Source organism: Salmonella sp. 741265055_HSA (genome assembly GCF_046569525.1).
GTDB classification, from domain to species: domain Bacteria; phylum Pseudomonadota; class Gammaproteobacteria; order Enterobacterales; family Enterobacteriaceae; genus Salmonella; species Salmonella enterica.
This window is the reverse complement of sequence record NZ_JBKFSQ010000001.1, coordinates 85,397-110,907: the sequence shown is the minus strand read 5'-3', so window position 1 is coordinate 110,907 and position 25,511 is coordinate 85,397. Positions and strand designations below refer to the sequence as shown.

General features: G+C 49.4%; 21 protein-coding genes. 13 read left to right on the top strand and 8 right to left on the bottom strand.

The annotated features are described in order from the left end of the window. Positions 1 to 6 precede the first annotated feature (6 nt). Genes ssaD through spiC form a run of 3 tightly spaced genes read right to left on the bottom strand, consistent with a single transcriptional unit; the run spans position 7 to position 3,095 of the window. Positions 7 to 1,218 (bottom strand): SctD family type III secretion system inner membrane ring subunit SsaD, encoded by a 1,212-nt coding sequence (ssaD, locus tag ACLD4K_RS00510; protein WP_058331538.1) that lies wholly within the window; start codon positions 1,216 to 1,218, stop codon positions 7 to 9. Then, the gene (spiA, locus tag ACLD4K_RS00505; RefSeq protein WP_411011201.1) at positions 1,199 to 2,692 is read right to left on the bottom strand and encodes an SPI-2 type III secretion system protein SpiA; all 1,494 of its coding nucleotides are present in this window, start codon (positions 2,690 to 2,692) and stop codon (positions 1,199 to 1,201) included. Before spiA ends, ssaD begins: the two co-directional genes overlap by 20 nt. A 1-nt stretch (position 2,693) precedes the next feature. Beyond that, entirely contained in the window at positions 2,694 to 3,095 is a 402-nt protein-coding gene (gene spiC, locus ACLD4K_RS00500) for an SPI-2 type III secretion system protein SpiC (protein ID WP_411011200.1), read from the bottom strand. A gap of 400 nt (positions 3,096 to 3,495) precedes the next feature. On the opposite strand from spiC, the gene ACLD4K_RS00495 reads away from it, so the two are divergent. The 4 genes from ACLD4K_RS00495 to mlrB all read left to right on the top strand — a co-directional run bounded on the left by ACLD4K_RS00495 (position 3,496) and on the right by mlrB (position 9,112). Continuing rightward, entirely contained in the window at positions 3,496 to 6,258 is a 2,763-nt protein-coding gene (locus ACLD4K_RS00495; protein ID WP_411011199.1) for a two component system sensor kinase, read from the top strand. A 30-nt stretch (positions 6,259 to 6,288) separates the two neighbouring features. Beyond that, entirely contained in the window at positions 6,289 to 6,927 is a 639-nt protein-coding gene (locus ACLD4K_RS00490) for a two component system response regulator (protein WP_411011198.1), read from the top strand. Between the two features lie 325 nt (positions 6,928 to 7,252). Next, positions 7,253 to 7,981, top strand: coding sequence for a MerR family transcriptional regulator (locus ACLD4K_RS00485; protein ID WP_411011197.1), 729 nt, complete (start codon positions 7,253 to 7,255; stop codon positions 7,979 to 7,981). A 171-nt stretch (positions 7,982 to 8,152) separates the two neighbouring features. Beyond that, positions 8,153 to 9,112 (top strand): transcriptional regulator MlrB, encoded by a 960-nt coding sequence (gene mlrB, locus ACLD4K_RS00480; protein WP_411011196.1) that lies wholly within the window; start codon positions 8,153 to 8,155, stop codon positions 9,110 to 9,112. 95 nt (positions 9,113 to 9,207) lie between these two features. On the opposite strand, the gene fumD is transcribed toward mlrB, so the two are convergent. From fumD to ttrS, 3 genes are all read right to left on the bottom strand, one after another. Beyond that, the gene (gene fumD, locus ACLD4K_RS00475) at positions 9,208 to 9,420 is read right to left on the bottom strand and encodes a fumarate hydratase FumD (protein ID WP_000165779.1); all 213 of its coding nucleotides are present in this window, start codon (positions 9,418 to 9,420) and stop codon (positions 9,208 to 9,210) included. Positions 9,421 to 9,517: 97 nt separating this feature from the next. After that, the gene (gene ttrR / locus ACLD4K_RS00470) at positions 9,518 to 10,138 is read right to left on the bottom strand and encodes a tetrathionate respiration response regulator TtrR (RefSeq protein WP_411011195.1); all 621 of its coding nucleotides are present in this window, start codon (positions 10,136 to 10,138) and stop codon (positions 9,518 to 9,520) included. After that, complete coding sequence (ttrS, locus tag ACLD4K_RS00465; protein ID WP_411011194.1) at positions 10,113 to 11,891, bottom strand: tetrathionate respiration histidine kinase TtrS; 1,779 nt, start codon at positions 11,889 to 11,891, stop codon at positions 10,113 to 10,115. The genes ttrR and ttrS overlap by 26 nt, the downstream gene beginning before the upstream one ends. Positions 11,892 to 12,072: 181 nt before the next feature. On the opposite strand from ttrS, the gene ttrB reads away from it, so the two are divergent. The 9 genes from ttrB to lpp all read left to right on the top strand — a co-directional run bounded on the left by ttrB (position 12,073) and on the right by lpp (position 23,861). Continuing rightward, entirely contained in the window at positions 12,073 to 12,807 is a 735-nt protein-coding gene (gene ttrB / locus ACLD4K_RS00460; RefSeq protein WP_411011193.1) for a tetrathionate reductase subunit TtrB, read from the top strand. Further along, complete coding sequence (ttrC, locus tag ACLD4K_RS00455; RefSeq protein WP_000149766.1) at positions 12,808 to 13,830, top strand: tetrathionate reductase subunit TtrC; 1,023 nt, start codon at positions 12,808 to 12,810, stop codon at positions 13,828 to 13,830. It begins immediately after the preceding gene. Next, positions 13,823 to 16,885: a tetrathionate reductase subunit TtrA gene (gene ttrA, locus ACLD4K_RS00450; protein WP_411011192.1), complete on the top strand. Its 3,063-nt coding sequence runs from the start codon at positions 13,823 to 13,825 to the stop codon at positions 16,883 to 16,885. Before ttrC ends, ttrA begins: the two co-directional genes overlap by 8 nt. Positions 16,886 to 17,207: 322 nt before the next feature. Continuing rightward, positions 17,208 to 18,434, top strand: coding sequence for a PfkB family carbohydrate kinase (locus ACLD4K_RS00445; protein ID WP_411011191.1), 1,227 nt, complete (start codon positions 17,208 to 17,210; stop codon positions 18,432 to 18,434). Positions 18,435 to 18,445: 11 nt separating this feature from the next. After that, positions 18,446 to 19,183, top strand: a complete 738-nt coding sequence (locus tag ACLD4K_RS00440) for a glutamine amidotransferase (RefSeq protein WP_411011190.1) — start codon at positions 18,446 to 18,448, stop codon at positions 19,181 to 19,183. 58 nt (positions 19,184 to 19,241) lie between these two features. Further along, positions 19,242 to 20,135, top strand: coding sequence for a proline iminopeptidase-family hydrolase (locus ACLD4K_RS00435; protein ID WP_001000508.1), 894 nt, complete (start codon positions 19,242 to 19,244; stop codon positions 20,133 to 20,135). 21 nt (positions 20,136 to 20,156) lie between these two features. After that, positions 20,157 to 21,500 (top strand): APC family permease, encoded by a 1,344-nt coding sequence (locus ACLD4K_RS00430; protein WP_183059088.1) that lies wholly within the window; start codon positions 20,157 to 20,159, stop codon positions 21,498 to 21,500. 401 nt (positions 21,501 to 21,901) lie between these two features. Next, on the top strand, positions 21,902 to 23,314 hold the full coding sequence (gene pykF / locus ACLD4K_RS00425; protein WP_000751447.1) for a pyruvate kinase PykF: 1,413 nt from the start codon (positions 21,902 to 21,904) through the stop codon (positions 23,312 to 23,314). A gap of 310 nt (positions 23,315 to 23,624) precedes the next feature. Continuing rightward, positions 23,625 to 23,861 carry a murein lipoprotein Lpp gene (lpp, locus tag ACLD4K_RS00420; RefSeq protein ID WP_001082307.1) on the top strand — a complete coding sequence of 79 codons (237 nt, stop codon included), beginning with the start codon at positions 23,625 to 23,627 and terminating at the stop codon, positions 23,859 to 23,861. 67 nt (positions 23,862 to 23,928) lie between these two features. Here the strand turns inward: lpp and ACLD4K_RS00415 are convergent, their stop codons facing one another. Beyond that, entirely contained in the window at positions 23,929 to 24,930 is a 1,002-nt protein-coding gene (locus ACLD4K_RS00415) for a L,D-transpeptidase family protein (protein ID WP_000817059.1), read from the bottom strand. A 154-nt stretch (positions 24,931 to 25,084) separates the two neighbouring features. Next, positions 25,085 to 25,501, bottom strand: a complete 417-nt coding sequence (gene sufE / locus ACLD4K_RS00410) for a cysteine desulfuration protein SufE (RefSeq protein ID WP_411011189.1) — start codon at positions 25,499 to 25,501, stop codon at positions 25,085 to 25,087. Positions 25,502 to 25,511: the final 10 nt, after the last annotated feature.

Here is a 25,511-nt window from a genome sequence, read left to right as displayed (position 1 = left end):
TTCCACTCACTTAAAATCTAATGGATAGTTAATCAAAGTATCATAATGTTTAATCGTTACCACATCGGCACTCAGATGGACAATTTCTCCCCCATTGGGTAACAATGCCCCTACGCGTAAACGCTCTTTGTTCGTCAGTAATAAATAATTACCATGACGACTCTGTACAAAGCCAGCCACTGGCGCAGGCAGATACCTGCTTTCATCATGAGAAAGCGCAATATCCTGATAAATTAAAGAAAGAGCAGGGTCCTTTTTCTTTAATGCTGCTAATGTTTCTTGCAAAATGCGTTGATGCGATTCATCCAGTACACCACTGATAACAAAAGAGCGCCGCATTGGCGTAACATTGACAAGCCCCACTAAACCGTTCTCTATTATCGCAGCAATAATATCATCCCCCTGAGATTGATGAGAATGACTAATCTTCCAGTGCAATAATCCGGGAATATCTGCAAGTAATGGTTGAACCTTACGCCATTGCTGATCCATCTGTATATCATCATGAATTAACACGCTCCCCGGCCCTTCGCTGGATACTTCAGCATGCGGGTAACCCATTTTTATCAAAACATCCTGCACTTCTCGTATCAATAAGTCATCACAGATTACACCATCCCGATACATGACCCCCCATGATTCGAGAGTCGCTCTCACCTTTTGCATCTGTTCGCGTGACGAGCAATAACCGGACAACTGCAGGCTTCCATCCTCTTTCCATTGCGCCCGCACATAATGAATGTTGCTTTTGTCTAATAAAAACTTAACCCGCAAAGGTAAGTCATTTACCGTTTCAGGCTGACCGCCAACACTTAACAGGACACCCATCCCACCGATGAAAACCAAGAATACGCCAGTCAACCACCAGTACCCTGATCTGGAAACGGGTATTTGATAACCAGCAAGTTCACAATCCTGTTTACCAAACGCGATAGCCACTCCCGCAACCTGCAAAACCCCACTGGATGGTAGCGGCTTATTTGGATTAAATCTGCGGCCATTAACTCTAACTCTGGCTTTCCCGGCATCAACAAACAAACTATCTGCCTGTTCTCTCAGAATAATTTTTTCATTTATAGTAAGCGGAATACAAATATCGCACCCCTTCTCCCCCAGTGACAGGTTCCCTTCATTCAGCCAGACTTCCCGGCCTTGTAAGGCGTGACCTAAAAAACGTATTTTCCAGGAACTTTTTGGATTAACCATGAGATATGCCATTATTTACTACTGAGGCTTTAATCAAAAAAAGCCTGATTACACTATGTACTTGCGTCGTATCATTGCGAAACAAATGACCTATGACAGGAATATCACCCAATAATGGGATTTTGTTTTGCGAGTGGATTTGTTTACCTTGTTTAAATCCTCCCAGCAATAGACTTTGTCCGGCCAATAATGTGGCTTGCGAAGCAATTTCCGAATTTTGCACTTCGGGCAGCGGGTTTGTTTCGCTTTGCGTATCACTTTGTTGTCCATCCTGAATATTAAGATTAAGCATTATTTTTTGCGTGCCATTGTCATTTAACAACCGAGGTGTAACGCGCAACAAAGAACCCGTAGTGATGGATTCAAGTTTAGCCACTTTTTCCCCCTGCAGTTTGGTATAGAAAGTAATATTTTTATCCAGTACCGCCTGGATATTATTTAAAGTCACCACAGATGGTTGGGAAAGTACATAAGCCTGAGAGCTTTTTTCCAGTGCATTCAAACGCACCATAAAGTTTGAGGTATCGCTGATTACCGTTGAAAAACCGTTAGCACCACCGTCATTCAAACCTGTATTGAACGCAATTTTCTTTCCACCCAGCGACACTGCCGTTCCCCAGTCGATGCCTAATTGATTAATATCTCCAGCATTAACATCAATAATTTTTACCGAAATCTCTATCATCTGCTGGCGTTGATCTAATTCTGTGATGAGTTTCTGATACCCGGCCATATTGGCCGCATAATCACGAACGATCACTGCATTCTGGCGTGGGTCGGCAGCAAACATGGGCAATGTCTGTGTAGCGGGTGAACCATTGTTCGTCAATGACGCCGGTTCGCTGGTTTTACTCATCTCACGCAATACACTCACGACCCCAGGAACCACGACGGCCTGATCGCGATATTGGTATTGGGTATCCATCGCAGTGGCATACTTAAGCGTGAATATACTCACACTAACCGCACTGTCTTTTCGTTTGATTAACGCATTATCCAGCACTGAAGCTAATTGACTAATACGAGTCAGACAACTGGGAACACCACTCACCTCCACAGCGCTGGTACCGGTAATTTCTTTAACCTCGCATCCCGGTGATGAAAGGATATTCTGGCTGCGTAAGTAATGAATGAACCGTCCAGTAGACAAAATATTGAAAGTGATAACCTGATGTTTTAATAAAGATGCTGGATATACATATAACATGTTGCCATCAAACCAGGTAAGCAAATCATATTGTGCTGCCAGGTTATTCAAAATATCGATCGGTGATCCAGGCGGAATTTTTCCACTAAATGTAGCTGTTATCGATGGGCTAATAGTAATAGCCGTATCATAGTTTTCTGAGAGCAGATGTAAAACCTCTGCTAATGGCATTTGTCTGGCATAGAGGGTGAAGTCATTGCCTTTCCATGATAACTCATCACTCTTTGCCGCATTGAGTATAAATAGTAAAATTAAGATCAAACGTTTATCTACTACCATTTTATACCCCACCAGAATAAAGTTTATGGTGATTACGTATTACATTTTTTAAAATGCAAGTTAAAGCCAGGTGTTTTTCTATCTCAATAGCAATAAGCTCAGAGCTACTACTTGTGGTATAATAACCGTTTAACCATCCTCCATCCGCAGTGAGCTGTATAGCATAATCATAGACGTCCGGGTGCGCTGCAAGCAGTAGTGTCACATAGGCAAGACAAGGCTTAGGTAAACTTTCCAGGTCATTTAAGAACAAAGAAATAGAAAATGCTTCTGAGAAAATTTCTCCTCTGGCAGGATGCCCATCAATAGTCATTATCCAGGATCGGCTATTACCTTCGGCCTTGATATCCTGAATTAATGGAATGCCTTTTAAAACTGCCAGCATGAATCCCTCCTCAGACATAAAAGAGAGTTTCTATCAAATTCGCTCACAACCACATCCGTAAAAAGCCTGATTCACATTTATTTCAACTATACTCTTCTTGTACAATATCAGGATGCTGTCTACATATATCTTGTCACAGGCGATTCTATCATTCGGATTTTTCGATGAATTCACAATTACATTTTCAGCATCGACACAAAAAATTACAATTTGAAAAATTATTTATTAAATAAACTGTTACGATGTTTTCACATCGCCACCTTATTAAAAAGTAATTGTAGTCATCGAGTGGGTTATATATGAAGAAATTTATCTTCCTAATGATAACACCATCGATTAATCTTCTGGTGAAACTATATATACTGCGATAGTGATCAAGTGCCAAAGATTTTGCAACAGGCAACAGAAGGAAAGCATTATGAATTTGCTGAATCCCAAGAATACGCTGCAAACATCTTTAGTAATCAGGCTAATTTTTTTATTCTTATTAACAATAATAATTATTTGGCTGCTATCTGTACTTACTGCAGCTTATATATCAATGGTTCAGGAACGGCAGCATATAATAGAGGACTTATCCGCTCTATCCGAGATGAATATTGTACAAAGCAATCAACGATTTGGAGAGGCTGAGCGTGACGCTAAAAATTTAATGTATCAATGCTCATTAGCGACTGTGATTCATCATAACGATACTTTTCCTGAGGTGAGTCGGCGTCTATCTGTCGATCCTTCAAATTGCACGCCGACGCTAAACGGAGAGAAGCATCGTCTCTTTCTGCAGTCCTCTGATATCGATGAAAAAAGCTTTCGTCGCGATAGTTTTATTCTTAACCATAAAAATGAGGTTTCGGTATTATCTACTGATAACCCTTCAGATTATTCTACTCTACAGCTTATAACGCGAAAAAGATTTCCTTTATACCCAACCCATGCCGGGTTTTACTGGAGTGAACCAGAATACATAAACGGCAAAGAATGGCATGTTTCCGTTGCGGTTGCCGATCAGCAAGGTGTATTTTTTGGGGTGACGGTTAAACTTCCCGATCTCATTACCAAGAGCCACCTACCATTAGATGATAGTATTCATGTATGGCTGGATCAAAACAACCACTTACTGCCGTTTTCATACATACCGCAAAAAATACGTACACGACTAGAAAATGTAACGCTGCATGACGGATGGCAACAAATTCCCGGATTTCTGATATTACGCACAACCTTGCATGGCCCCGGATGGAGTCTGGTTACCCTGTACCCATACGGTAATCTACATAGTCGTATCTTAAAAACTATCCTTCAACAAATCCCCTTTACATTAACAGCATTGGTGTTGATGACGTCGGCTTTTTGTTGGTTACTACATCGCTCACTGGCCAAACCGTTATGGCGTTTTGTCGATGTCATTAATAAAACCGCAACTGCACCGCTGAGCACACGTTTACCAGCACAACGACTGGATGAATTAGATAGTATTGCCTGTGCTTTTAACCAACTGCTTGATACTCTACAAGTACAATACGACAATCTGGAAAACAAAGTCGCAGAGCGCACGCAGGCGCTAAATGAAGCAAAAAAACGCGCTGAGCAAGCTAACAAACGTAAAAGCATTCATCTGACGGTAATAAGTCATGAGTTACGTACTCCGATGAATGGCGTACTCGGTGCGATTGAATTATTACAAACCACCCCTTTAAACATAGAGCAGCAAGGATTAGCTGATACCGCCAGGAATTGTACACTGTCTTTGTTAGCTATTATTAATAATCTGCTGGATTTTTCACGCATCGAGTCTGGTCATTTCACATTACATATGGAAGAAACAGCGTTACTGCCGTTACTGGACCAGGCAATGCAAACCATCCAGGGGCCGGCGCAAAGCAAAAAGTTGTCATTACGTACTTTTGTCGGCCAACATGTCCCTCTCTATTTTCATACCGACAGTATCCGTTTACGGCAAATTTTGGTTAATTTACTCGGGAACGCGGTAAAATTTACCGAAACCGGAGGGATACGTCTGACGGTCAAGCGTCATGGGGAACAATTAATATTTCTGGTTAGCGATAGCGGTAAAGGGATTGAAATACAGCAGCAGTCTCAAATCTTTACTGCTTTTTATCAAGCAGACACAAATTCGCAAGGTACAGGAATTGGACTGACTATTGCGTCAAGCCTGGCTAAAATGATGGGCGGTAATCTGACACTAACAAGTGTCCCCGGGGTTGGAACCTGTGTCTCGCTAGTATTACCCTTACAAGAATACCAGCCGCCTCAACCAATTAAAGGGACACTGTCAGCGCCTTTCGGCCTGCATCGCCAACTGGCTTGCTGGGGAATACGCAGCGAATCACCCCACCAGCAAAATGCGCTTCTCAATGCAGAGCTTCTGTACTTCCCCGGAAAACTCTACGACCTGGCACAACAGTTAATATTGTGTATACCAAATATACCAGTAATAAATAATTTGTTACCTCCCTGGCAGTTGCAGATTCTTTTGGTTGATGATGCCGATATTAATCGGGATATCATCGGCAAAATGCTTGTCAGCCTGGGCCAACATGTCACTATTGCCGCCAGCAGTAACGAGGCTCTGACTTTATCACAACAGCAGCGATTCGATTTAGTACTGATTGACATTAGAATGCCAGAAATAGATGGTATTGAATGTGTACAATTATGGCATGATGGGCCGAATAATTTAGATCCTGACTGCATGTTTGTGGCGCTATCCGCTAGCGTAGCGACAGAAGATATTCATCGTTGTAAAAAAAATGGGATTCATCATTACATTACCAAACCAGTGACATTGGCTACCTTAGCTCGCTATATCAGTATTGCCGCAGAATACCAACTTTTACGAAATATAGAGCTACAGGAGCAGGATCCGAGTCGCTGTTCAGCGCTACTGGCGACAGATGATATGGTCATTAATAGCAAGATTTTCCAATCACTGGACCTCTTGCTGGCTGATATTGAAAATGCCGTATCGGCTGGAAAAAAAATCGATCAGTTAATTCACACATTAAAAGGCTGTTTAGGTCAAATAGGGCAGACTGAATTGGTATGCGATGTCGTAGACATTGAGAATCGCGTAAAAATGGGGAAAATCATCGCGCTGGAGGAACTAACCGACTTACGCCAGAAAATACGTATGATCTTCAAAAACCACACCATTACTTAATATTATCTTAATTTTCGCGAGGGCAGCAAAATGAAAGAATATAAGATCTTATTAGTAGACGATCATGAGATCATCATTAACGGCATTATGAATGCCTTACTACCCTGGCCTCATTTTAAAATTGTAGAACATGTTAAAAATGGTCTTGAGGTTTATAATGCCTGTTGTGCATACGAGCCTGACATAATTATCCTTGATCTTAGCTTACCTGGTATCAATGGCCTGGATATCATTCCTCAATTACATCAGCGTTGGCCAGCAATGAATATTCTGGTTTACACGGCATACCAACAAGAGTATATGACCATTAAAACTTTAGCCGCAGGGGCTAATGGCTATGTTTTAAAAAGCAGTAGTCAGCAAGTTCTGTTAGCGGCATTACAAACGGTAGCAGTAAACAAGCGTTACATTGACCCGACGTTGAATCGGGAAGCTATCCTGGCTGAATTAAACACTGACACGACCAATCATCAACTGCTTACTTTACGCGAACGTCAGGTTCTTAAGCTTATTGACGAGGGGTATACCAATCATGGGATCAGCGAAAAGCTACATATCAGTATAAAAACCGTCGAAACACACCGGATGAATATGATGAGAAAGCTACAGGTTCATAAAGTGACAGAGTTACTTAACTGCGCCCGAAGAATGAGGTTAATAGAGTATTAACCAGGGGCATCCGATGGTATTAAGCATTGGTCATATTTTGATGAGCCTTACGCCACGTAGTATTGCTCATCATCGACAAAATCCATACGGATGCCCTGGTATGCCGCACCATTTATCACTGCCTTAGAGCCTATCCCAGTAGGTGTAATTGTTGAAGCCAGTTTGGGGCAGGCCAGCGCGCAGAAACCGGAGCGTACACGTAGTACGTGAGGATTTTGAGCACTGCCTGGTCCCAAAATGGCGAATAAAATAGCCTAATGGGATAGGCTCTTAGTCTTCATTTAATCATGATATAGTAGAATCCCCTTATTTAACGGGCTTTACCATGTCGTATTCTATCGGCGAATTTGCCAGACTATGCGGTATCAATGCCGCCACGCTAAGGGCATGGCAGCGACGCTATGGTTTATTGAAACCGCAGCGTACTGATGGCGGACATCGCTTATACAGCGATGACGATATTCGACAAGCGCTTAACATCCTCGACTGGGTGAGAAAAGGCGTACCGATAAGCCAGGTCAAACCCTTACTGTCGCGTCCGGTCATTCGCCTGGGCGATAACTGGATAACGATCCAGGAGACGATGCTTCAACATCTCCACGAAGGGCGAACTGACGCGCTACGGCAGTTGATTTATGACTGTGGCCGGGAATATCCCCGTGCAGAACTGGTGACCCATTTATTGCGTCCGTTGCGCAGCAAAGTGTCAGCGCATCTTCCCGCCGTGATGACGCTGCGCGAAGTACTGGATGGCATCATTATTGCCTACACCTCTTTTTGCCTTGAAGCCGACAGAAAAGCGCCTGGCCACAACGCATTTATTAGCGGATGGAATCTCTCGGATCACTGTGAAATCTGGCTGGAAGCGTTGACTCGTACCGGACAAGAGCTGCGGCTCAATGTGCTTCCCTCTCCACCAACCGTGCTGGTACCCGAGCTGTTCGCCCAGAGAAAATGGTTCCTGGTGACCACCGGAAAGCTCACTGCCGGGCAGAAAAAACAGCTTGCCCAGTGGCGCAACATTGTCGCTTCGCTGGAGGTTATCACACTATAAGCGCTGAAATAGATTTCTTCCCCTCATGCTATCTTATTGATATTTAACTACGTCAAAAAAATCCCCGCGAAAACTTAGACAAAAAAACAAAGTTGTGTAAGTTTTAAATCAGCGTGAGATAACATTTTGCGCCATTGGCGTCAGTCGTCGTACTTTCAATAAGGGGGAATCATGAATAACAAACCCGTAGTCGGCATTAGCGGATGTCTGACTGGCGCCGCGGTACGCTTTGATGGCGGACATAAGCGTATGGATTTCGTCATGAACTCTCTGGCATCGTGGGTGGCCTACAAACCGATCTGCCCGGAGGTGGCGATCGGCCTGCCCGTTCCTCGCCCTGCGCTGCGTCTTATCCAGACGACCTGTGGCGACATTCGGATGCGCTATAGCCATGCCCCGCACGATGACGTCACCGAGCGAATGAATGCCTTTGCCGATCGGTTTCTGCCAACAATAGGCGAACTGGCGGGGTTTATTGTGTGTGCAAAATCGCCCAGTTGCGGAATGGAGCGCGTTCGCCTGTATGATGAAAAGGGTAACAGGGGCCGCAAAGCTGGCACGGGGCTGTTTACCGCCGCGATGATGGAGAAATATCCCTGGCTGCCGATAGAGGAAGATGGTCGCCTGCACGATCCGGTACTACGCGAGAACTTCATCGCACGTATCTTCGCGCTACATGAATTAAATGCGCTACGCGCGCAGGGCTTGAGTCGTCACAGTTTGCTCGCGTTTCATAGCCGATACAAACTTCAGCTTCTCGCCCATCACCAGGCCGGCTATCGCGAAATTGGCCCTTTCGTCGCGCGTCTGCATGAGTGGGACGATCTGGATGCCTTCTTTGTCCGATACAGAGAAAAACTGATGGCTATCCTGCGCCATCCCGCTTCACGTAAAAATCACACCAATGTGCTGATGCATATCCAGGGCTATTTTCACCGCGCGTTGAACAGCAGGCAACGCACGGAATTACGCGAGGTGATTCTCGGCTACCGGGCGGGCCGACTACCTATCCTGGCACCGTTAACGCTGCTGAAGCACTATCTGGCGGAACATCCGGATGACTATCTACGCAGCCAGAATTATTTTGAGCCGTACCCTGATACGTTAGGGCTGCGCTTAGCCATCACCTGATAACCCTGCGCATCGCTAACGGCGGGCAACAAGCCCGCCATGGTGACAATCGCGACGATTCAAAGGCGATTTCGTTATTGCCACCCTGATAGCGGCTATGACCGCGCCAGAGCGTTAATCACGGTTTCCATCGCCTGTTTTTCTAACGCGCTACGTTGGATGCGTTGATTCGCCAGCGCGGTTCTTAACACGCCCGCAATAACAATATATTTAGGCTCCTGCCCTAGATCGCGCATTTCCAGCACGACCTTGCCCACCACCCGGCACATCTCGCGGTACAGTTCGTCATCTTTTGTCGGTTTTGTCATACGTTTTACTCGTCGCCAGCTCAAACCAACAGAATATAACAGTCTTCTCAATTAAACAAAATTTGATTCAAATCAAAGAAATAACGCGATTTATTATTCATGACTCATACGTTGTTCGTATTCTGGTCTCTGGCGAGACCATTTTTTCGAAACGCCTAATCAGCTCCGCCAGGCTACCGGCCTGCATTTTTTCCATAACTCTGGCGCGGTGAACCTCTACGGTACGCACCGCGATATTCATCGCTTCCGCAATTTCACGGTTCATAAATCCTTTTGCCACCAGGCTGGCCAGCTCACGCTCTTTCGGCGTCAATTGCTGGTAACACAGTATAATCTCACGGCGCGCCACCGCTGCCGATGAAACCGTCAGCGCACGCTCCAGCGCCGCCTGTAGCGGTTTTACCGATACCGGTTTTTGCAGAAAATCGACGGCGCCGCGTTTCATCTGCTCCACGGCCATCGGTACATCGCCATGCCCGGTAAGAAAAACAACCGCCAGGGTACTTCCGCACTGGCGCAACGCATCATGAACGCCCTGCCCATCCAGTACCGGCATTCGCATATCCAGTAATACGACCCCGGCCTGATACAGACTGGCCTGCGCCAAAAAATCCGTCCCCTGCGCCCAGCATTTTACGTCATATCCCAGACTTTCCAGTAAAAACGCGCACGCGTTAGTGACCGCCGTATCATCATCCAGTAGATGAATTGTCGCCATCCCTGCCCCCATGCTCATGTAAGAAATGTATCGTGACCATCGTTCCCGACAGACCGTCCGGCGCGGTCTGGTTCCTGATGCTGATATCGCCCCGCCCATACCGCACCAGCCGCTGGCAAATTGCCAGCCCTAAGCCCATCCCCTCTTTGCGGGTGGTCATAAACGGCTGAAACGCCTGGCGTAATAGCGCCTCATCGATTCCCCCGGCGTTATCCTGTAAAACGATACTGATGCCGTTTTCAGTGCGTTCAGCAACGACCCATAAATGGGTGGCGCCCGCCTGAGCCGCATTAAGAATGATATTCGCCAGTACCTGCTCCAGCAGCACTGACGGCAGCGTTACGCGCAGCGCAGCGCTAACCTCGGTATGCAGAGTCACTGCCGGAAACTGTTGCGCCATACGCAACAATTGCCAGACATGATCAATCGCCTCGCGAATGGCTATGGCCTTCCACGCTTCGGTTAGCACCGGGTTGCCCTGCGCCTGGCTAACCCAGTGACGCAGGTTACGCAGAGTATCCGCACCGCGTTGCGCCTGCTGGTCAATCTGCTCCAGCGCCGGCAGCAAGGGATGCTGTTCATCTGCAACGCGCAGTCGAATCAGGCACCCCTGGGCATAATGTCGAATCGCGGAAAGCGGCTGATTAAGCTCATGGGCAAACCCGGAGGTCATTTCACCCAACACGCTCATTTGCCGGGCGGTTTCCAGCGCCCGCTCATGCTGATGAAGAACTACGCTATTACGTTCCAGTTGTTTTCCGCGTCGACGCACCAGCAGCATGACCCAAATATAATTGAGCGTGAGCAACAGGAACGCCAGAATCACGCCGCCAACCATTAGCTGGTGCTGGATTAACCAACTTTTGACATCCAGCCACAGTCGACGCTGCTGAGGGTGCTGACGAACATCACGCAGCAACGCTTCTACCTGACTGGTCGACGCTGGCGCGCCCCAGTGAAATGACGCGGCGGCGGGCGCGTTGAATAGCGCTCGCGTTACGCGATCCGCCAGCGCATCGCTTACCGCAGGTAGCGCCGCGAACGACCAGTCAGGATATAACGGCGTACTGGTTAAGCAAGGCAGGGGCGTCGGTCGGGCAAGCAGCGCGATAAAGTCCTTTTTATTAATCAAGCCTTCCTGATCCATATTTTCTAACAGGCACACTGGCACAATTGCCGCCTGCACCGCTTTTTCGCGCAGCATATAGACTAGGGCATCGCCAGGAAATCCGGTAAAACGAAGATGAAAATCGCGCTCCGGGCGTAAGCCCGCGTCGCTGAGCGCTTTATAGCCTAATAAATAGCCGCCAAACGCCTGAGCATCAATCGCGCCGACTGTCTTACCGATGAGATCATGCGCCGTGGTGATGCCGCTATCGCGCCGGGTCAAAATCACGCTGCCAATAACATTACTCACCGCTTTCCCATCGCGCGTGGAGCGCAGGGAAGCTAACCAGCGGAGCGGCGCATGGCTGTTCAGTTGGACAAATTGCGCCGGGTTGGTTATCACAAACTGCACGGTTCCCTGGTTAACGGCTTCCTGCATTTGATGCAGATCCAGCGGCTGGATGTGAAAGGTTTCGCCTGGAAGCTGTTGGCTTAATGTCTTTGCCAACGGTTGCCAGTGGCTACGCGTAGACGCCTCGCCGCGCATGGCCAAAATACCGATATTCCACGTCCCTGCCCACGCGCCATGACAAAGCAGCCCTACTGCCGCCAACACCGCCAGGCGCCTTACGGTTTTACCTCTCACCCCAATATCCCTGTCAATTATGTTGTTTTAGATCAACAACAAGCCGGGTATGTGGTTAACCACAATAGAGCGTACCCCGCCTCGATTTTTACACTGTAAATCATCAACATTTTTTATTCATTACACATAAACCAACATCGTGACAAATGTTTCATTGTTGGCAATGTGGACGGGAGTCAATATGGACAACAGTAAACGGCAATTTCTCCAGCAGCTCGGCGTCCTGACCGCTGGCGCCTCGCTGGTTCCGCTGGCTGAAGCGAAATTTCCTTTTTCGCCGGAGCGGCATGAAGGCTCTCCCCGACACCGTTACGCCATGCTTATCGACCTGCGGCGTTGTATCGGCTGTCAGTCCTGTACCGTAAGTTGCACTATTGAAAACCAAACGCCGCAGGGCGCGTTTCGTACGACGGTAAACCAATACCAGGTCCAGCGTGAAGGTAGTCAGGAAGTCACGAATGTGCTGTTGCCGCGTCTGTGCAACCATTGCGATAACCCCCCCTGCGTGCCGGTCTGCCCGGTACAAGCCACCTTTCAGCGGGAAGACGGCATTGTGGTGGTGGATAACAAACGCTGCGTCGGCTGCGCCTATTGTGTACAGGCGTGTCCTTACGACGCCCGATTTATCAATCATGAAACGCAAACTGCCGATAAATGCACGTTTTGCGTCCATCGTCTGGAAGCCGGACTGTTACCCGCTTGCGTAGAGTCCTGCGTCGGCGGCGCGCGTATTATTGGCGATATCAAAGATCCCCATAGCCGCATCGCCACCCTGCTTCATCAACATCGCGACGCTATCAAGGTATTAAAGCCGGAAAACGGCACGTCGCCCCATGTTTTCTACCTGGGTCTGGACGACGCCTTTGTCACCCCATTAATGGGCCGTGCGCAGCCCGCGCTTTGGCAGGAGGTCTGAATGACGCATTCACTCATCATTGAAGAAGTGCTGGCTCACCCGCAGGACATTAGCTGGCTGCCGTGGGCGGTACAATATTTCTTTTTTATTGGCATTGCCGCCTGCGCCGCACTGTTTGCCTGTTATCTTCACTGGCGGAAAAAAGACGCCGCAACAGAAGAAAATCGGGCATTACTGATTGCCATTACCTGTGCGATTACCGCACCGCTGGCGCTGACGGCGGATCTGCACCAGACCGCCCGCGTCTGGCATTTCTATGCCTGGCCGACGCCCTGGTCGTGGATGCCCTGGGGAGCGTTGTTCCTGCCGCTGTTTACCGGATTTCTCGCGCTGTGGTTCCTGGCGCAGCAGATAAAACGATTATTCAATAAAAGTTACAACGTCACAAAATGGTTGGCGTTAGCCAGCGCGCTTTGCGCGGTGGGCCTGTTGATTTATACCGGCCGCGAAGTCTCCGTTGTGCTGGCGCGCCCAATCTGGTTTAGCTACGCCTTCCCCGTGGCGATGTTTCTTAGCGCCTTACAGGCGTTCTTCGCGCTGATGATTGTCGCCGCCCGACGCGACTCGGTAAGGCTGCCAAAAATATTGTGGGGACAACTCTGGACGCTGGCGGCGCTGGGGCTGGTTGTGGCCATGTGGGTTAGCGGCGATACGCTTTCCGGCACGGCAATCCGTCAGTGGATTACTGTCGCCCTGTCAGCCAAATATTACGCTGTCGGCTGGCTAGCGCTGTGGGTATTCACACTACTGTTCTGTAGCCTGGCGCTACGTCATCCGTTATCGCAGCTAAGACGCGTCCTGCTGGTTCTGAGCGCGCTGGCGCTATGTTGGCTGATGCGCTGGACATTGTTGATTCAGGTACAAACCGTACCCAAGTTCAACGCGCAATTTAACCCTTACTCGTTACCAGGCGGAACGGATGGCTGGCTGGCTATTCTCGGCACCTTCGGCCTGTGGATAGCGCTACTGATTATTATTCGTGAAACGCTGAACGGACTCACCAGGAGATTACAACATGGCTAATTTAACCCGTCGTCAGTGGCTAAAAGTCGGTCTCGCCGTCGGTGGGATGGTCACTTTTGGTCTGAGCTACCGTGATGTGGCGAAACGCGCAATTGATGGCCTGTTAAACGGGACGTCCGGCAAGGTAACGCGCGACCGCATCTTTGGCAATGCGTTAATTCCGGAGGCGCAGGCGCAAACGCACTGGCAGCAAAATCCACAACAAACCATCGCCATGACGCAATGCTTCGGCTGTTGGACACAGTGCGGTATCCGCGCCAGGGTAAATGCCGATGGCAAAGTGATACGCATCGCCGGCAATCCCTATCACCCCTTGTCGCAGGAACACCCGATTGACTCATCCGTGCCTTTTAGCGAAGCCATGGAGCAACTGGCGGGAGAAAGCGGTCTTGACGCCCGCTCAACCGCCTGCGCGCGCGGCGCCACACTGCTGGAAAGCCTGTACAGTCCGCTGCGACTGCTTGAACCAATGAAACGCGTGGGTAAACGCGGCGAAGGGAAATGGCAGCGCATCAGCTTTGAGCAGCTTATTGAAGAAGTCGTGGAAGGCGGCGATCTGTTTGGCGAAGGTCATGTGGACGGACTGCGCGCTATTCATGCGCCGGATACGCCAATTGACGCAAAGCATCCCAGTTTCGGGCCCAAAACCAATCAGTTACTGGTCACGAATACCAGCGACGAAGGCCGCGATGCGTTTCTGCGTCGTTTTGCGCTAAATAGCTTCGGCAGCAAGAATTTCGGCGCGCATGGCGCCTACTGTGGACTGGCTTACCGGGCCGGCTCCGGGGCATTGATGGGCGATCTGGATAAAAACCCGCATGTCAAACCCGACTGGGAAAACGTGGAGTTTGCGCTCTTTATGGGCACCTCCCCGGCACAGTCCGGTAATCCCTTTAAACGCCAGGCGCGTCAGTTGGCGAGCGCCCGGCTGCGTGAGAATTTTCAATACGTCGTGGTCGCCCCCGCCCTCCCCTTATCAACGGTGCTCGCCGATCCTCGCGGTCGCTGGCAACCGGTCATGCCCGGCAGCGATTCGGCGCTGGCAATGGGGATGATCCGCTGGATCATAGATAATCAACGTTATAATGCTGATTATCTGGCGATTCCCGGCGTACAGGCGATGCAGCAGGCCGGCGAGCAAAGTTGGACCAACGCCACGCACCTGGTCATTGCGGATGAACTGCCGACGCTTGCCGGACAACACCTGACGCTACGCCATCTTACGCCCGATGGCGAAGAGACCCCTGTCGTACTGAATACCGACGGCGAGTTGGTCGATGCCTCCACTTGCCGACAGGCACGGCTTTTCGTGACGCAGTACGTTACGCTCGCCGACGGCCAACGGGTCACGGTGAAGAGCGGGTTGCAACGCCTGAAAGAGGCGGCAGAAAAGCTCTCGTTGGCGCAATACAGCGAACAGTGCGGCGTGCCGGAAGCGCAAATTATCGCGCTGGCGGAAACCTTTACCGCTCACGGACGTAAAGCCGCAGTCATCAGTCACGGCGGCATGATGGCCGGCAATGGGTTTTATAACGCCTGGTCGGTCATGATGCTTAACGCGCTGATCGGCAACCTCAGCTTGTCCGGCGGCGTCTTTGTCGGCGGCGGCAAATTCAACGGCGTTAGCGACGGCCCCCGCTACAACATGAACAGTTTTGCCGGAAAAGTGAAACCGTCCGGGTTAAGTATTGCCCGTAGCAAAACCGCTTATGAAGCATCGGAAGAATACCGCGACAAAATTGCCGACGGGCAATCCCCTTATCCAGCCAAAGCGCCGTGGTATCCCTTTGTGGCAGGCCAGCTTACCGAACTGTTGACCTCCGCGCTCGAAGGCTATCCTTATCCGCTTAAAGCCTGGATTTCCAATATGAGCAACCCGTTTTACGGTGTTCCCGGTCTACGCGCCGTGGCGGAAGAAAAGCTAAAAGACCCTCGCCGACTGCCGCTCTTTATCGCGATTGACGCCTTTATGAATGAAACGACGGCGCTGGCGGATTACATTGTGCCGGATACGCACAATTTTGAGAGCTGGGGATTTACGGCGCCCTGGGGCGGCGTAGCCAGTAAAGCCACTACCGCCCGCTGGCCGGTTGTCGCCCCCGCCACTCACCGAACGGCGGACGGGCAACCTGTCTCAATGGAAGCATTTTGTATTGCGGTAGCAAAACGGCTCCATCTGCCCGGCTTCGGCGACCGGGCGATAACCGATCCGCAGGGCAATGCTTTTCCACTGAACCGGGCGGAAGACTTCTATCTGCGCGTAGCCGCTAATATCGCCTTTATGGGCAAGACACCGGTCGCGCCGGCAAATCAGGAAGATATTTCGCTTACCGGCGTCAGCCGCATTCTGCCAGCAATTCAGCACACGCTTAAAGCTGATGAGGTTGGTCGTGTGGCGTTTATCTACTCGCGTGGCGGCCGGTTTGCGCCCGAGGATAGCGGCTATACGGAGCAACGGTTAGGTAACGCGTGGAAAAAACCCTTACAGATCTGGAATGCAGATGTCGCCGCCCACCGTCACGCCATCACCGGGGAGCGTTTCAGCGGTTGCCCGGTCTGGTATCCGGCGCGTTTGTCAGATGGTCGTGCGATTGACGACCAGTTTCCCATTGGGCAATGGCCGCTGAAACTGATTTCATTTAAATCAAATACCATGTCCAGCTCAACAGCCGTCATCCCGCGCTTACACCATGTGAAGCCAGCAAACCTGGTGGCGCTGAATCCGCAAGACGGCGAGCGTTATGGACTGCAACATGGCGATCGGGTACGGATCATTACGCCGGGCGGTCAGGTCGTGGCGCAAATCAGTTTGTTAAATGGCGTGATGCCAGGCGTCATCGCCATCGAACACGGATATGGCCACCGCGAGATGGGCGCAACGCAGCACTCTCTGGATGGCGTGCCTATGCCGTATGATCCACAAATCAGGGCAGGCATAAATCTTAACGATCTGGGCTTTGCCGATCCGACAAGAACCATTACCAACACCTGGCTCGACTGGGTTTCTGGCGCGGCGGTACGTCAGGGGCTGCCGGCAAAAATCGAGCGTATATAACCCCAGGGCCGGAGAGCGATATCGTCTTATTTCGTCGAGGGTAGCGACTGATAAGCGAACGCTGTCCGGCTGCATATACTCACTGAATCGTGCAAGCCCAACTATTTTACGTTCACCCCGTCATATTACATAGAAAATATATGACAACACTCACAAAACTATTTCCCCCTTCTGTAAGCAATTAATATTTAACACATTGACTGCGCTTCTGATTATTGACATTCATTTGAGGTTACTTCCGGTTGACCGCATAATCTGTGATTGAATTCACCGCATGACAACATTGCTATAAATACAATTCAACTCACTACCCGGAGGCAATATGTTTAAAGAAGAAAGACGTCATGCCATCATTAATTTACTGATAAAGGATAATAGTGTTAGCGTCAGTAAACTTTCAGACCTTTATAAGGTTAGCCAGGAGACTATTCGTTCCGATCTACGCTATTTCCAGAAATCAGGTATGCTTCAGCGTTGCTATGGCGGAGGGATTTTAAACCGTGACGCGCTGAGTAAGCTTATCACTGAAAATAAGATTGATATCTCCAGCACTATCGCCACACCAATCCATCAGGATGCAAAACTGCGCCGGGAAAGCACAAAAAAAGCAGGCAAGGTGTGTGTTTTAGGCTCATTTAATATTGATGTTTCAGCAACCGTGCCGTGGTTTCCACAAAGCGGAGAATCCATTCTGGCCAGTCAATTTGGATTCTATCCTGGCGGTAAAGGAGCCAACCAGGCTTTAGCGGCAAACAATGCCGGCGCTGCGGCACATTTTATTTTTAAAGTGGGCAAAGATCAGTTCAGCGCATTTGCTATGAATCATATTATTCAATCAGGCATCGCCTCATACAGCGCGTATCAAACAGATAAAGCGCCCACCGGTAGCGCATTAATCTATGTCTCCGCCGTGGATGGCGATAATATTATCGCCATCTACCCTGGCGCCAATATGATGCTCACCACGCAAGAGATTAACGAGCAACACCGTTATATCGCCGAGTCTGACGTTATGTTAATGCAGCTCGAAACGAACATTGAAGCGTTGACTGAATTTATTCGCCTGGGCAAACAAGAAAATAAAATGATCATGCTGAATCCTGCCCCCTATACGAAACAGGTGACGCATTTACTATCTGATATTGACATCATCACGCCGAATGAAACTGAAGCCTCTTTTTTATCCGGCGTAACTATTACTGATATTAATGATGCGAAAAAAGCCGGAAATATTATTCTGCAATCCGGGGTGAAAAAAGTCATCATTACCCTTGGCGCCCGTGGTTCTCTGCTCTGTGAGCACGCCCGCACGTTGTATATTCCTGCGTGGAGCGCCGTGGTAAAAGATGCCGCTGGGGCCGGTGACGCTTTTAATGGCGCCTTAGCCGCCGCGCTGGCGCGACAAGCAGATATGGTCGCAGCCATTCAATATGCCTCCGCTTTCGCTTCTCTGGCGGTGGAACAAGTCGGTGCGTCGAGTATGCCTCAGCACTTGCAGGTTTTACATCGAATGCGTACCCAATCTAATAAAGTCATTAACATTAATTAACAGGTGACATAATGAAAATTTTATTTATTGGCGAATCCTGGCACATTCATATGATTCACTCTAAAGGTTTTGATAGCTTTACATCGAGCAAATATGAAGAAGGCGCAGACTATTTATTATCCTGCTTACGCCAGGGTAATATTGATGTGGACTACATGCCTGCCCATATTGTGCAAACTCGTTTTCCGCAAACCGTCGAAGCATTAGCCTGCTATGATGCGATCGTCATCAGTGATATCGGTAGCAATACGTTCCTGTTACAAAACAGAACGTTTTATAATATGGACATTATTCCTGATGCGTTACAACTTATCACGGATTATGTTGCTGAGGGCGGCGGTCTGTTGAAGATCGGCGGGTATTTATCCTTTACGGGAATAGAAGCAAAAGCCAATTATAAAAATACGGTTCTGGCGGAGGTATTGCCGGTTGATATGCTGGATGTAGATGACCGCGTAGAACTACCGCAAGGATGTAAAGCAATAAATACTGCGGTAGAGCATGTTATTACCCAGCCATTTAGTGAATGGCCGCCGCTGTTGGGTTATAACAAGCTTATCGCCAAAGAAAATAGTCAAATCCTTGCTGAAATTAATGGCGATCCACTGTTAGTTATGGGTACTTACCATAAAGGGAAAGTATGTTGCTTTGCCAGTGATTGTTCGCCGCACTGGGGAAGCCCGCAGTTTCTGCAATGGGAACATTACGCCACCTTCTGGTGTAATGTTTTACACACAATAAAAAAATAATATTATCCAGGCGAATATAAATTTCGCCTGCCCTGCCACACACTGAGTCATTAAGAATATGAATGATACTTATCTCTATGGCGAAATGTTTTCTGAAAACATATTGACAAGCTATCGGATTTATGGAGACAGAAAATCATTACTCACGCCGCTCATTATCCTTCACGGCGGCCCTTCTGGCGGCTTTGATTATTTATTAAATTATCGCCGTCTGGCTGATGACGGGCGCATGGTAATATTTTACGATCAATATGGCTGCGGTCGTTCAACGCATTTTCCTCATGCCGATGCGTCTTTCTGGACGATTGCGCGTTATCTCCGTCAATTAACCCAATTAATTCATCACCTGGGTATTGGACACGGGTATTCGATACTGGGACATTCCTGGGGCGGAATGCTTGCCGCAGAGCACGCCTGCTTACAGCCTGCCGGGCTTCGCGGGACGATACTGGCCAGTTCGCCGGCCAGTATCGCCCTGTGGCAACAGGAAGCCATACGGCTCTTTAACGCTCTGACGCCAATGTCCGATGACGATATCAAAAACGTCATTATGCCCGCCGTCATTTATCAAAACCCACCGGAACAGCTGGTCGCTTACTATGCCAGGCACGTTTATACCCTCGCGGAAGAAGCCGTTCATGTTCAGCGATCTAATGCGCAGTTCGCCGCCGACCCTACGGGTTATCACATTTTATGGGGAACCAATGAACTGGCGGCAAATGGCAAACTTGCCGACTGGGATATTACGCCCCATTTGTGCCAGATACGCTGTCCTGTTCTGGTACTACGCGGCGAAAACGATCAGGCAACCGAGCGCGTCGTCTCGCCGCTTCTCTCTCACATTTCAGACTGCCGCGCGGTCACTATTCCCGGCAGCAGCCATAACCCACATGAAGAAAATATCGCGCCCTGCCTCGCAGCGGTAAGCGCGTTTTTACGCGACCTGGCATAAAAAGCCATTAAGGTATTTATCATGAAAAAAGTCAAAAAATTGTCTCTTACCGATTTAGTGCTTTATGGTCTGGTGTTTATGGTGCCTATCGCACCAGTCTCTCTTTATGGCGTCGTTTATAATCTTTCGCACGGTATGGTTGCGCTGGTTTATATTATTGGCGCTATCGCGATGTTTTTTACCGCGTACAGCTACTCTACCTTATCGCAGCATATCTCCTCGTCGGGTTCGGCCTATGCGTATGCTGGCGTATGTATTAATCCCGCCGTAGGGTTTCTTACCGGATGGATATTATTGCTGGATTATCTTTTGTTCCCTACGCTTGTGGCAGTGCTGGGCGGCGTCGCGGTCCACGCTATTTTACCGCAAATCCCGGTCTGGGTCTGGCCGTTGATTTATGTGGCTATTGGCACCGGAATCAACTATCTCGGGATACAGCAAACGGCGAAATTCGATAAGTTACTGGTCTTTATTCAACTCGGTATTCTGGCGATTTTCGTGCTACTCATTGTCCGTCTGATGATGCAGGACAGTAGTCAGATAACGCTTTCCTTCCGGCCTTTTTTCGATTCACAGTGGTTCACCCCAGGGCTCATCGCGACGGCGATTTCGGTGGCTGCGCTGAATTTTCTCGGCTTTGACGCTATCAGTACATTAAGTGAAGAAAGCGAAGGCGGGGGACGCGCCGTCAGTAAAGCAACGCTGTTGGCGTTAGTTTTGGCGACGGTATTGTTTATTATCGTTGTAGCGTTTGCGGCTTTCGCCACCGGTAATGTCGACCGCTTCGCGGAAGGTAATGCGACGAATGAAGCATTTTTCACCATTGCCGGCAACGTTGGCGGTATCTGGCTCAAAGTGGCGTTTTCCATCATTGTGGCGTTTGTGTGCGCCGTCGGCAACATTATTACCGCGCAAACGGCGGTGTCCAGAGTGCTATTTTCAATGGGGCGTGACCGAATGTTGCCTGCCTTCCTCGCTCACGTCCATACCACGCGTAAAACGCCAGATTATGCCATTCTGTTTACCGGCGGCGTCACCCTGCTGCTCAGCTACCTGTTTTCCGGCAAGATTGAATCTATCTCCACGCTGGTGAACTTTGGCGCGCTTTTCGCCTTTTTTGTCGTGAACCTATGTGTGTTTATCCTGTTCAATTTCCGGATGAAAGCCCAGCGGCGCATTTTCGCCCATGTCATTTCGCCGATCATGGGGATGATCGTCATCGGCTACGTCTGTTTAAACATGAACATTCACGCTCTGGTACTCGGAATTAGCTGGGCGGCGATCGGGATAGCGATTCTGTGCTATCGAAAAGCGCATAACCAAAACATCGCCATCGACCTGGAAGGCAAAAAGTTGCTCGATTGACATTATGCGCAACAATACCCGCTGTTGCGCAACGCCGCCCCTGTTCGGGCGGCGTCATCACCAGCGACATCGTAAACAGCGTAATAACAAACCGTTGTGGATCTGCACAGATGTCTTTTGAAACAGGGTTTTCATTTTCCTTTTCTGTAAATTTCAGCGTATAATGCGCGCCAATTGTCTCTTGAATGGTTTCAGCGCATTGGACTGTAAAACTCAACGACTAAAATTATCCCCTTCCCGTTGGGCTGAAACGCGAGCACACATTCCTCTGCACGCTCTTTCGATGTCACCTATCCTTAGAGCGAGGCATCATCACTTTAGCAACACAGGCTTAGCTTCCGGGCCGTGCGCGCCCGAAGCCAGATTTCCATATCCTCCTCAACTTAAAGACTAAGACTGTCATGAAAAAGACGAAAATTGTTTGTACTATCGGTCCGAAAACCGAATCCGAAGAGATGTTAAGCAAAATGCTGGACGCGGGCATGAACGTGATGCGTCTGAACTTCTCTCATGGCGATTATGCAGAACACGGTCAGCGTATCCAGAACTTGCGCAACGTGATGAGCAAAACCGGTAAAAAAGCCGCTATTCTGCTTGATACTAAAGGGCCAGAAATCCGCACCATTAAACTGGAAGGCGGTAACGACGTTTCGCTGAAAGCGGGTCAAACCTTTACTTTTACCACCGACAAATCCGTGGTCGGTAATAATGAAATCGTTGCCGTCACCTATGAAGGCTTCACCAGCGACCTGAGCGTTGGCAATACCGTACTGGTTGACGATGGTCTGATCGGTATGGAAGTGACCGCCATCGAAGGCAATAAAGTCATTTGTAAGGTGCTGAACAACGGCGACCTGGGCGAGAACAAAGGCGTTAACCTGCCGGGCGTTTCTATTGCTCTGCCGGCGCTGGCTGAAAAAGACAAACAGGACCTGATCTTCGGTTGCGAGCAGGGCGTTGACTTTGTTGCGGCGTCCTTTATCCGTAAACGTTCTGACGTTGTCGAAATTCGCGAGCATCTGAAAGCCCACGGCGGCGAAAACATCCAGATTATCTCTAAGATCGAAAACCAGGAAGGCCTGAACAACTTCGATGAAATTCTCGAAGCTTCCGACGGCATCATGGTTGCGCGTGGCGACCTGGGCGTAGAAATCCCGGTTGAAGAAGTGATTTTTGCACAGAAAATGATGATCGAAAAATGTATCCGCGCACGTAAAGTCGTGATCACCGCGACTCAGATGCTGGATTCTATGATCAAAAACCCGCGTCCGACCCGCGCAGAAGCAGGCGACGTTGCGAACGCCATCCTCGACGGTACGGATGCGGTTATGCTGTCCGGCGAATCCGCAAAAGGGAAATACCCGCTGGAAGCCGTTTCTATCATGGCGACCATCTGCGAACGTACCGACCGCGTCATGAACAGCCGTCTGGACTACAACAACGACAGCCGTAAACTGCGCATTACGGAAGCAGTATGCCGCGGCGCGGTAGAAACCGCCGAAAAACTGGAAGCGCCGCTGATCGTGGTAGCGACCCAGGGCGGTAAATCCGCTCGCGCCGTGCGTAAATACTTCCCGGACGCCACCATCCTGGCATTGACCACCAATGAAGTGACCGCCCGTCAGTTAGTACTGAGCAAAGGCGTGGTATCGCAGCTGGTGAAAGAAATCAATTCTACTGATGATTTCTACCGTCTGGGCAAAGATGTCGCCCTGCAAAGCGGCCTCGCCCAGAAAGGCGACGTCGTCGTGATGGTCTCCGGCGCGCTGGTTCCAAGCGGCACCACTAACACCGCCTCTGTTCACGTACTGTAATAATTGTTGTGTGAATTAATTTGTTTAAAAAAGCGCCCTTCCGGCGCTTTTTTTATTTAATCGATAGCCACTATTAATAAAAAAATCAAATCGGATTTTACTATCTAATTGCGGATTATCTAAGAAGAATCCGATGGAAGCCCCCTGTTTTCTTTCGGTTTTTTAGGGACTTTCATGCATTTCGATGCTTCTTTGAGCGAACGATCAAAAATAAGTGCATTCCCATCAAAAAAATATTCTCAACATAAAAAAGTTTGTGTAATACTTGTAACGCTACATGGAGATTAACTCAATCTAGAGGGTATTAATAATGAATCGTACTAAACTGGTACTGGGCGCGGTAATCCTGGGTTCTACTCTGCTGGCTGGTTGCTCCAGCAACGCTAAAATCGATCAGCTGTCTTCTGACGTTCAGACTCTGAACGCTAAAGTTGACCAGCTGAGCAACGACGTGAACGCAATGCGTTCCGACGTTCAGGCTGCTAAAGACGACGCAGCTCGCGCTAACCAGCGTCTGGACAACCAGGCTACTAAATACCGTAAGTAATAGTACCTGCGTAATAAAAATGGCGCACATCGTGCGCCATTTTTTTGTCCGTCGTTTGCTGCGAAGGCTACTGCGTCGCGCGCGTTTGCCCCTCTTCCCCGACAAAACCGTTCTGAGCGGATTCGACTGCGGTCGTATTTACCGCTGGCGTCTGCCCGGCGCTCACGCTGACAGGATACCCGGCTCGCCGGTATAGCGCCTTATCGACCAGGCGACTATCCACCCCTTGCGCGTTTCTGAACGCGGTAAATTCCGCAGGCAATACGTAAGGCATTGTCTGCACGTTTTGCTCTTCTTCCGGCGATAGCGGCCTGTGTACCTCTACATAACGAATGCCATTCGGCTCGACAGAGAATTTCACCGGCTGATTAATCACTTTTACCGGCGTCCCCGTTCTGACCTGCGCAAATAACGCTTTGATGTCCGGCGCGTTCATGCGAATGCAACCGGAACTCACGCGCAGACCCACGCTATCCGGCGCGCTGGTGCCATGAATGAGATATTCCCCATTACCGTGCGCCAGACGCAGCGCATAGCGTCCCAGCGGGTTATTTGGCCCGGCAGGGATCACCGGCGGCAGCGTGATCCCCCGCTCAAGCGAACGTTGGCGTATGCCCGCCGTCGGCGTCCACGTCGGGTTGGGGATCTTTTGCCCTATCCGGGTGTCCATGACGGGAGTTTCCAGTCCCTGCAAACCGATGCCGATGGGATACACCTGAACGCGGTTTTCTCCCGGCGGGTAATAATACAACCGTAGCTCCGCGAGGTTGACGATAACGCCCTCCCTGGGCGCATCCGGCAATAGCATCTGCGAGGGAATGGTAATTAGCGTACCGGGCTTAGGCACCGGCGCAATCGTATTGTTCGCTTCAAGAATGAGCATCGCCGCCGTATCAAAACGCCGGGCGATAGCCTGCAGGTTTTTATCACCTTCCTGTACGGTATAGGTTTGATTCTGACCAATAAGACGGCTGCCTTCGGGCGGTAATGGATAATCAACCGCCCAGGCTGCCTGTAACGCGCTATACGCGCCGATAATAGTTAGCGTAATGAAAGACGCACGTTTCATACCAAACCTCCTGTATTCCTGGTGATGCCCTCTGCGACGACTGGTAGCGCTTCGCTTATCAGAACAACAAAATATACGCTCTGTCCACTCTGGATAAAGCGACGTCGCCGTCCGACAAAGGATTTGACATCAGGTAGAACGCTGTCTGTACAGTTTAGCTAAGAGTGGCGGCCTTAGCGCGAATTGCGCGAATCATTGCTTCCAGCCCCTGAGAACGAGAAGGCGTGAGGTGCTGCGTAAGCGCCATTCTTTCGAACCATGGCCGGACATCAAAATGCACAATATCCTGCACCGTCATTTGGTGGTACAAAATAAATACCACCGCCATAAGGCCTTTAACGATCGCCGCGTCGCTGTCGCCCTGCAATTCGATAATGCCGTTGGCGTTTCGCCGCATCACGATCCACACCTGGCTCTGACAGCCATGAATCGTATTTTGCGGATTGCGATCCTGCGGATTTAACTCCGCCAGGCGCTGCCCCAACTCAATAATATATAAATATTTCTCTTCCCAATTAGCGCAACGCGTAAAGTTACGCAGCAATTTTTCTTTATCCGGTAGCGCAGCCATAAAACCTCAC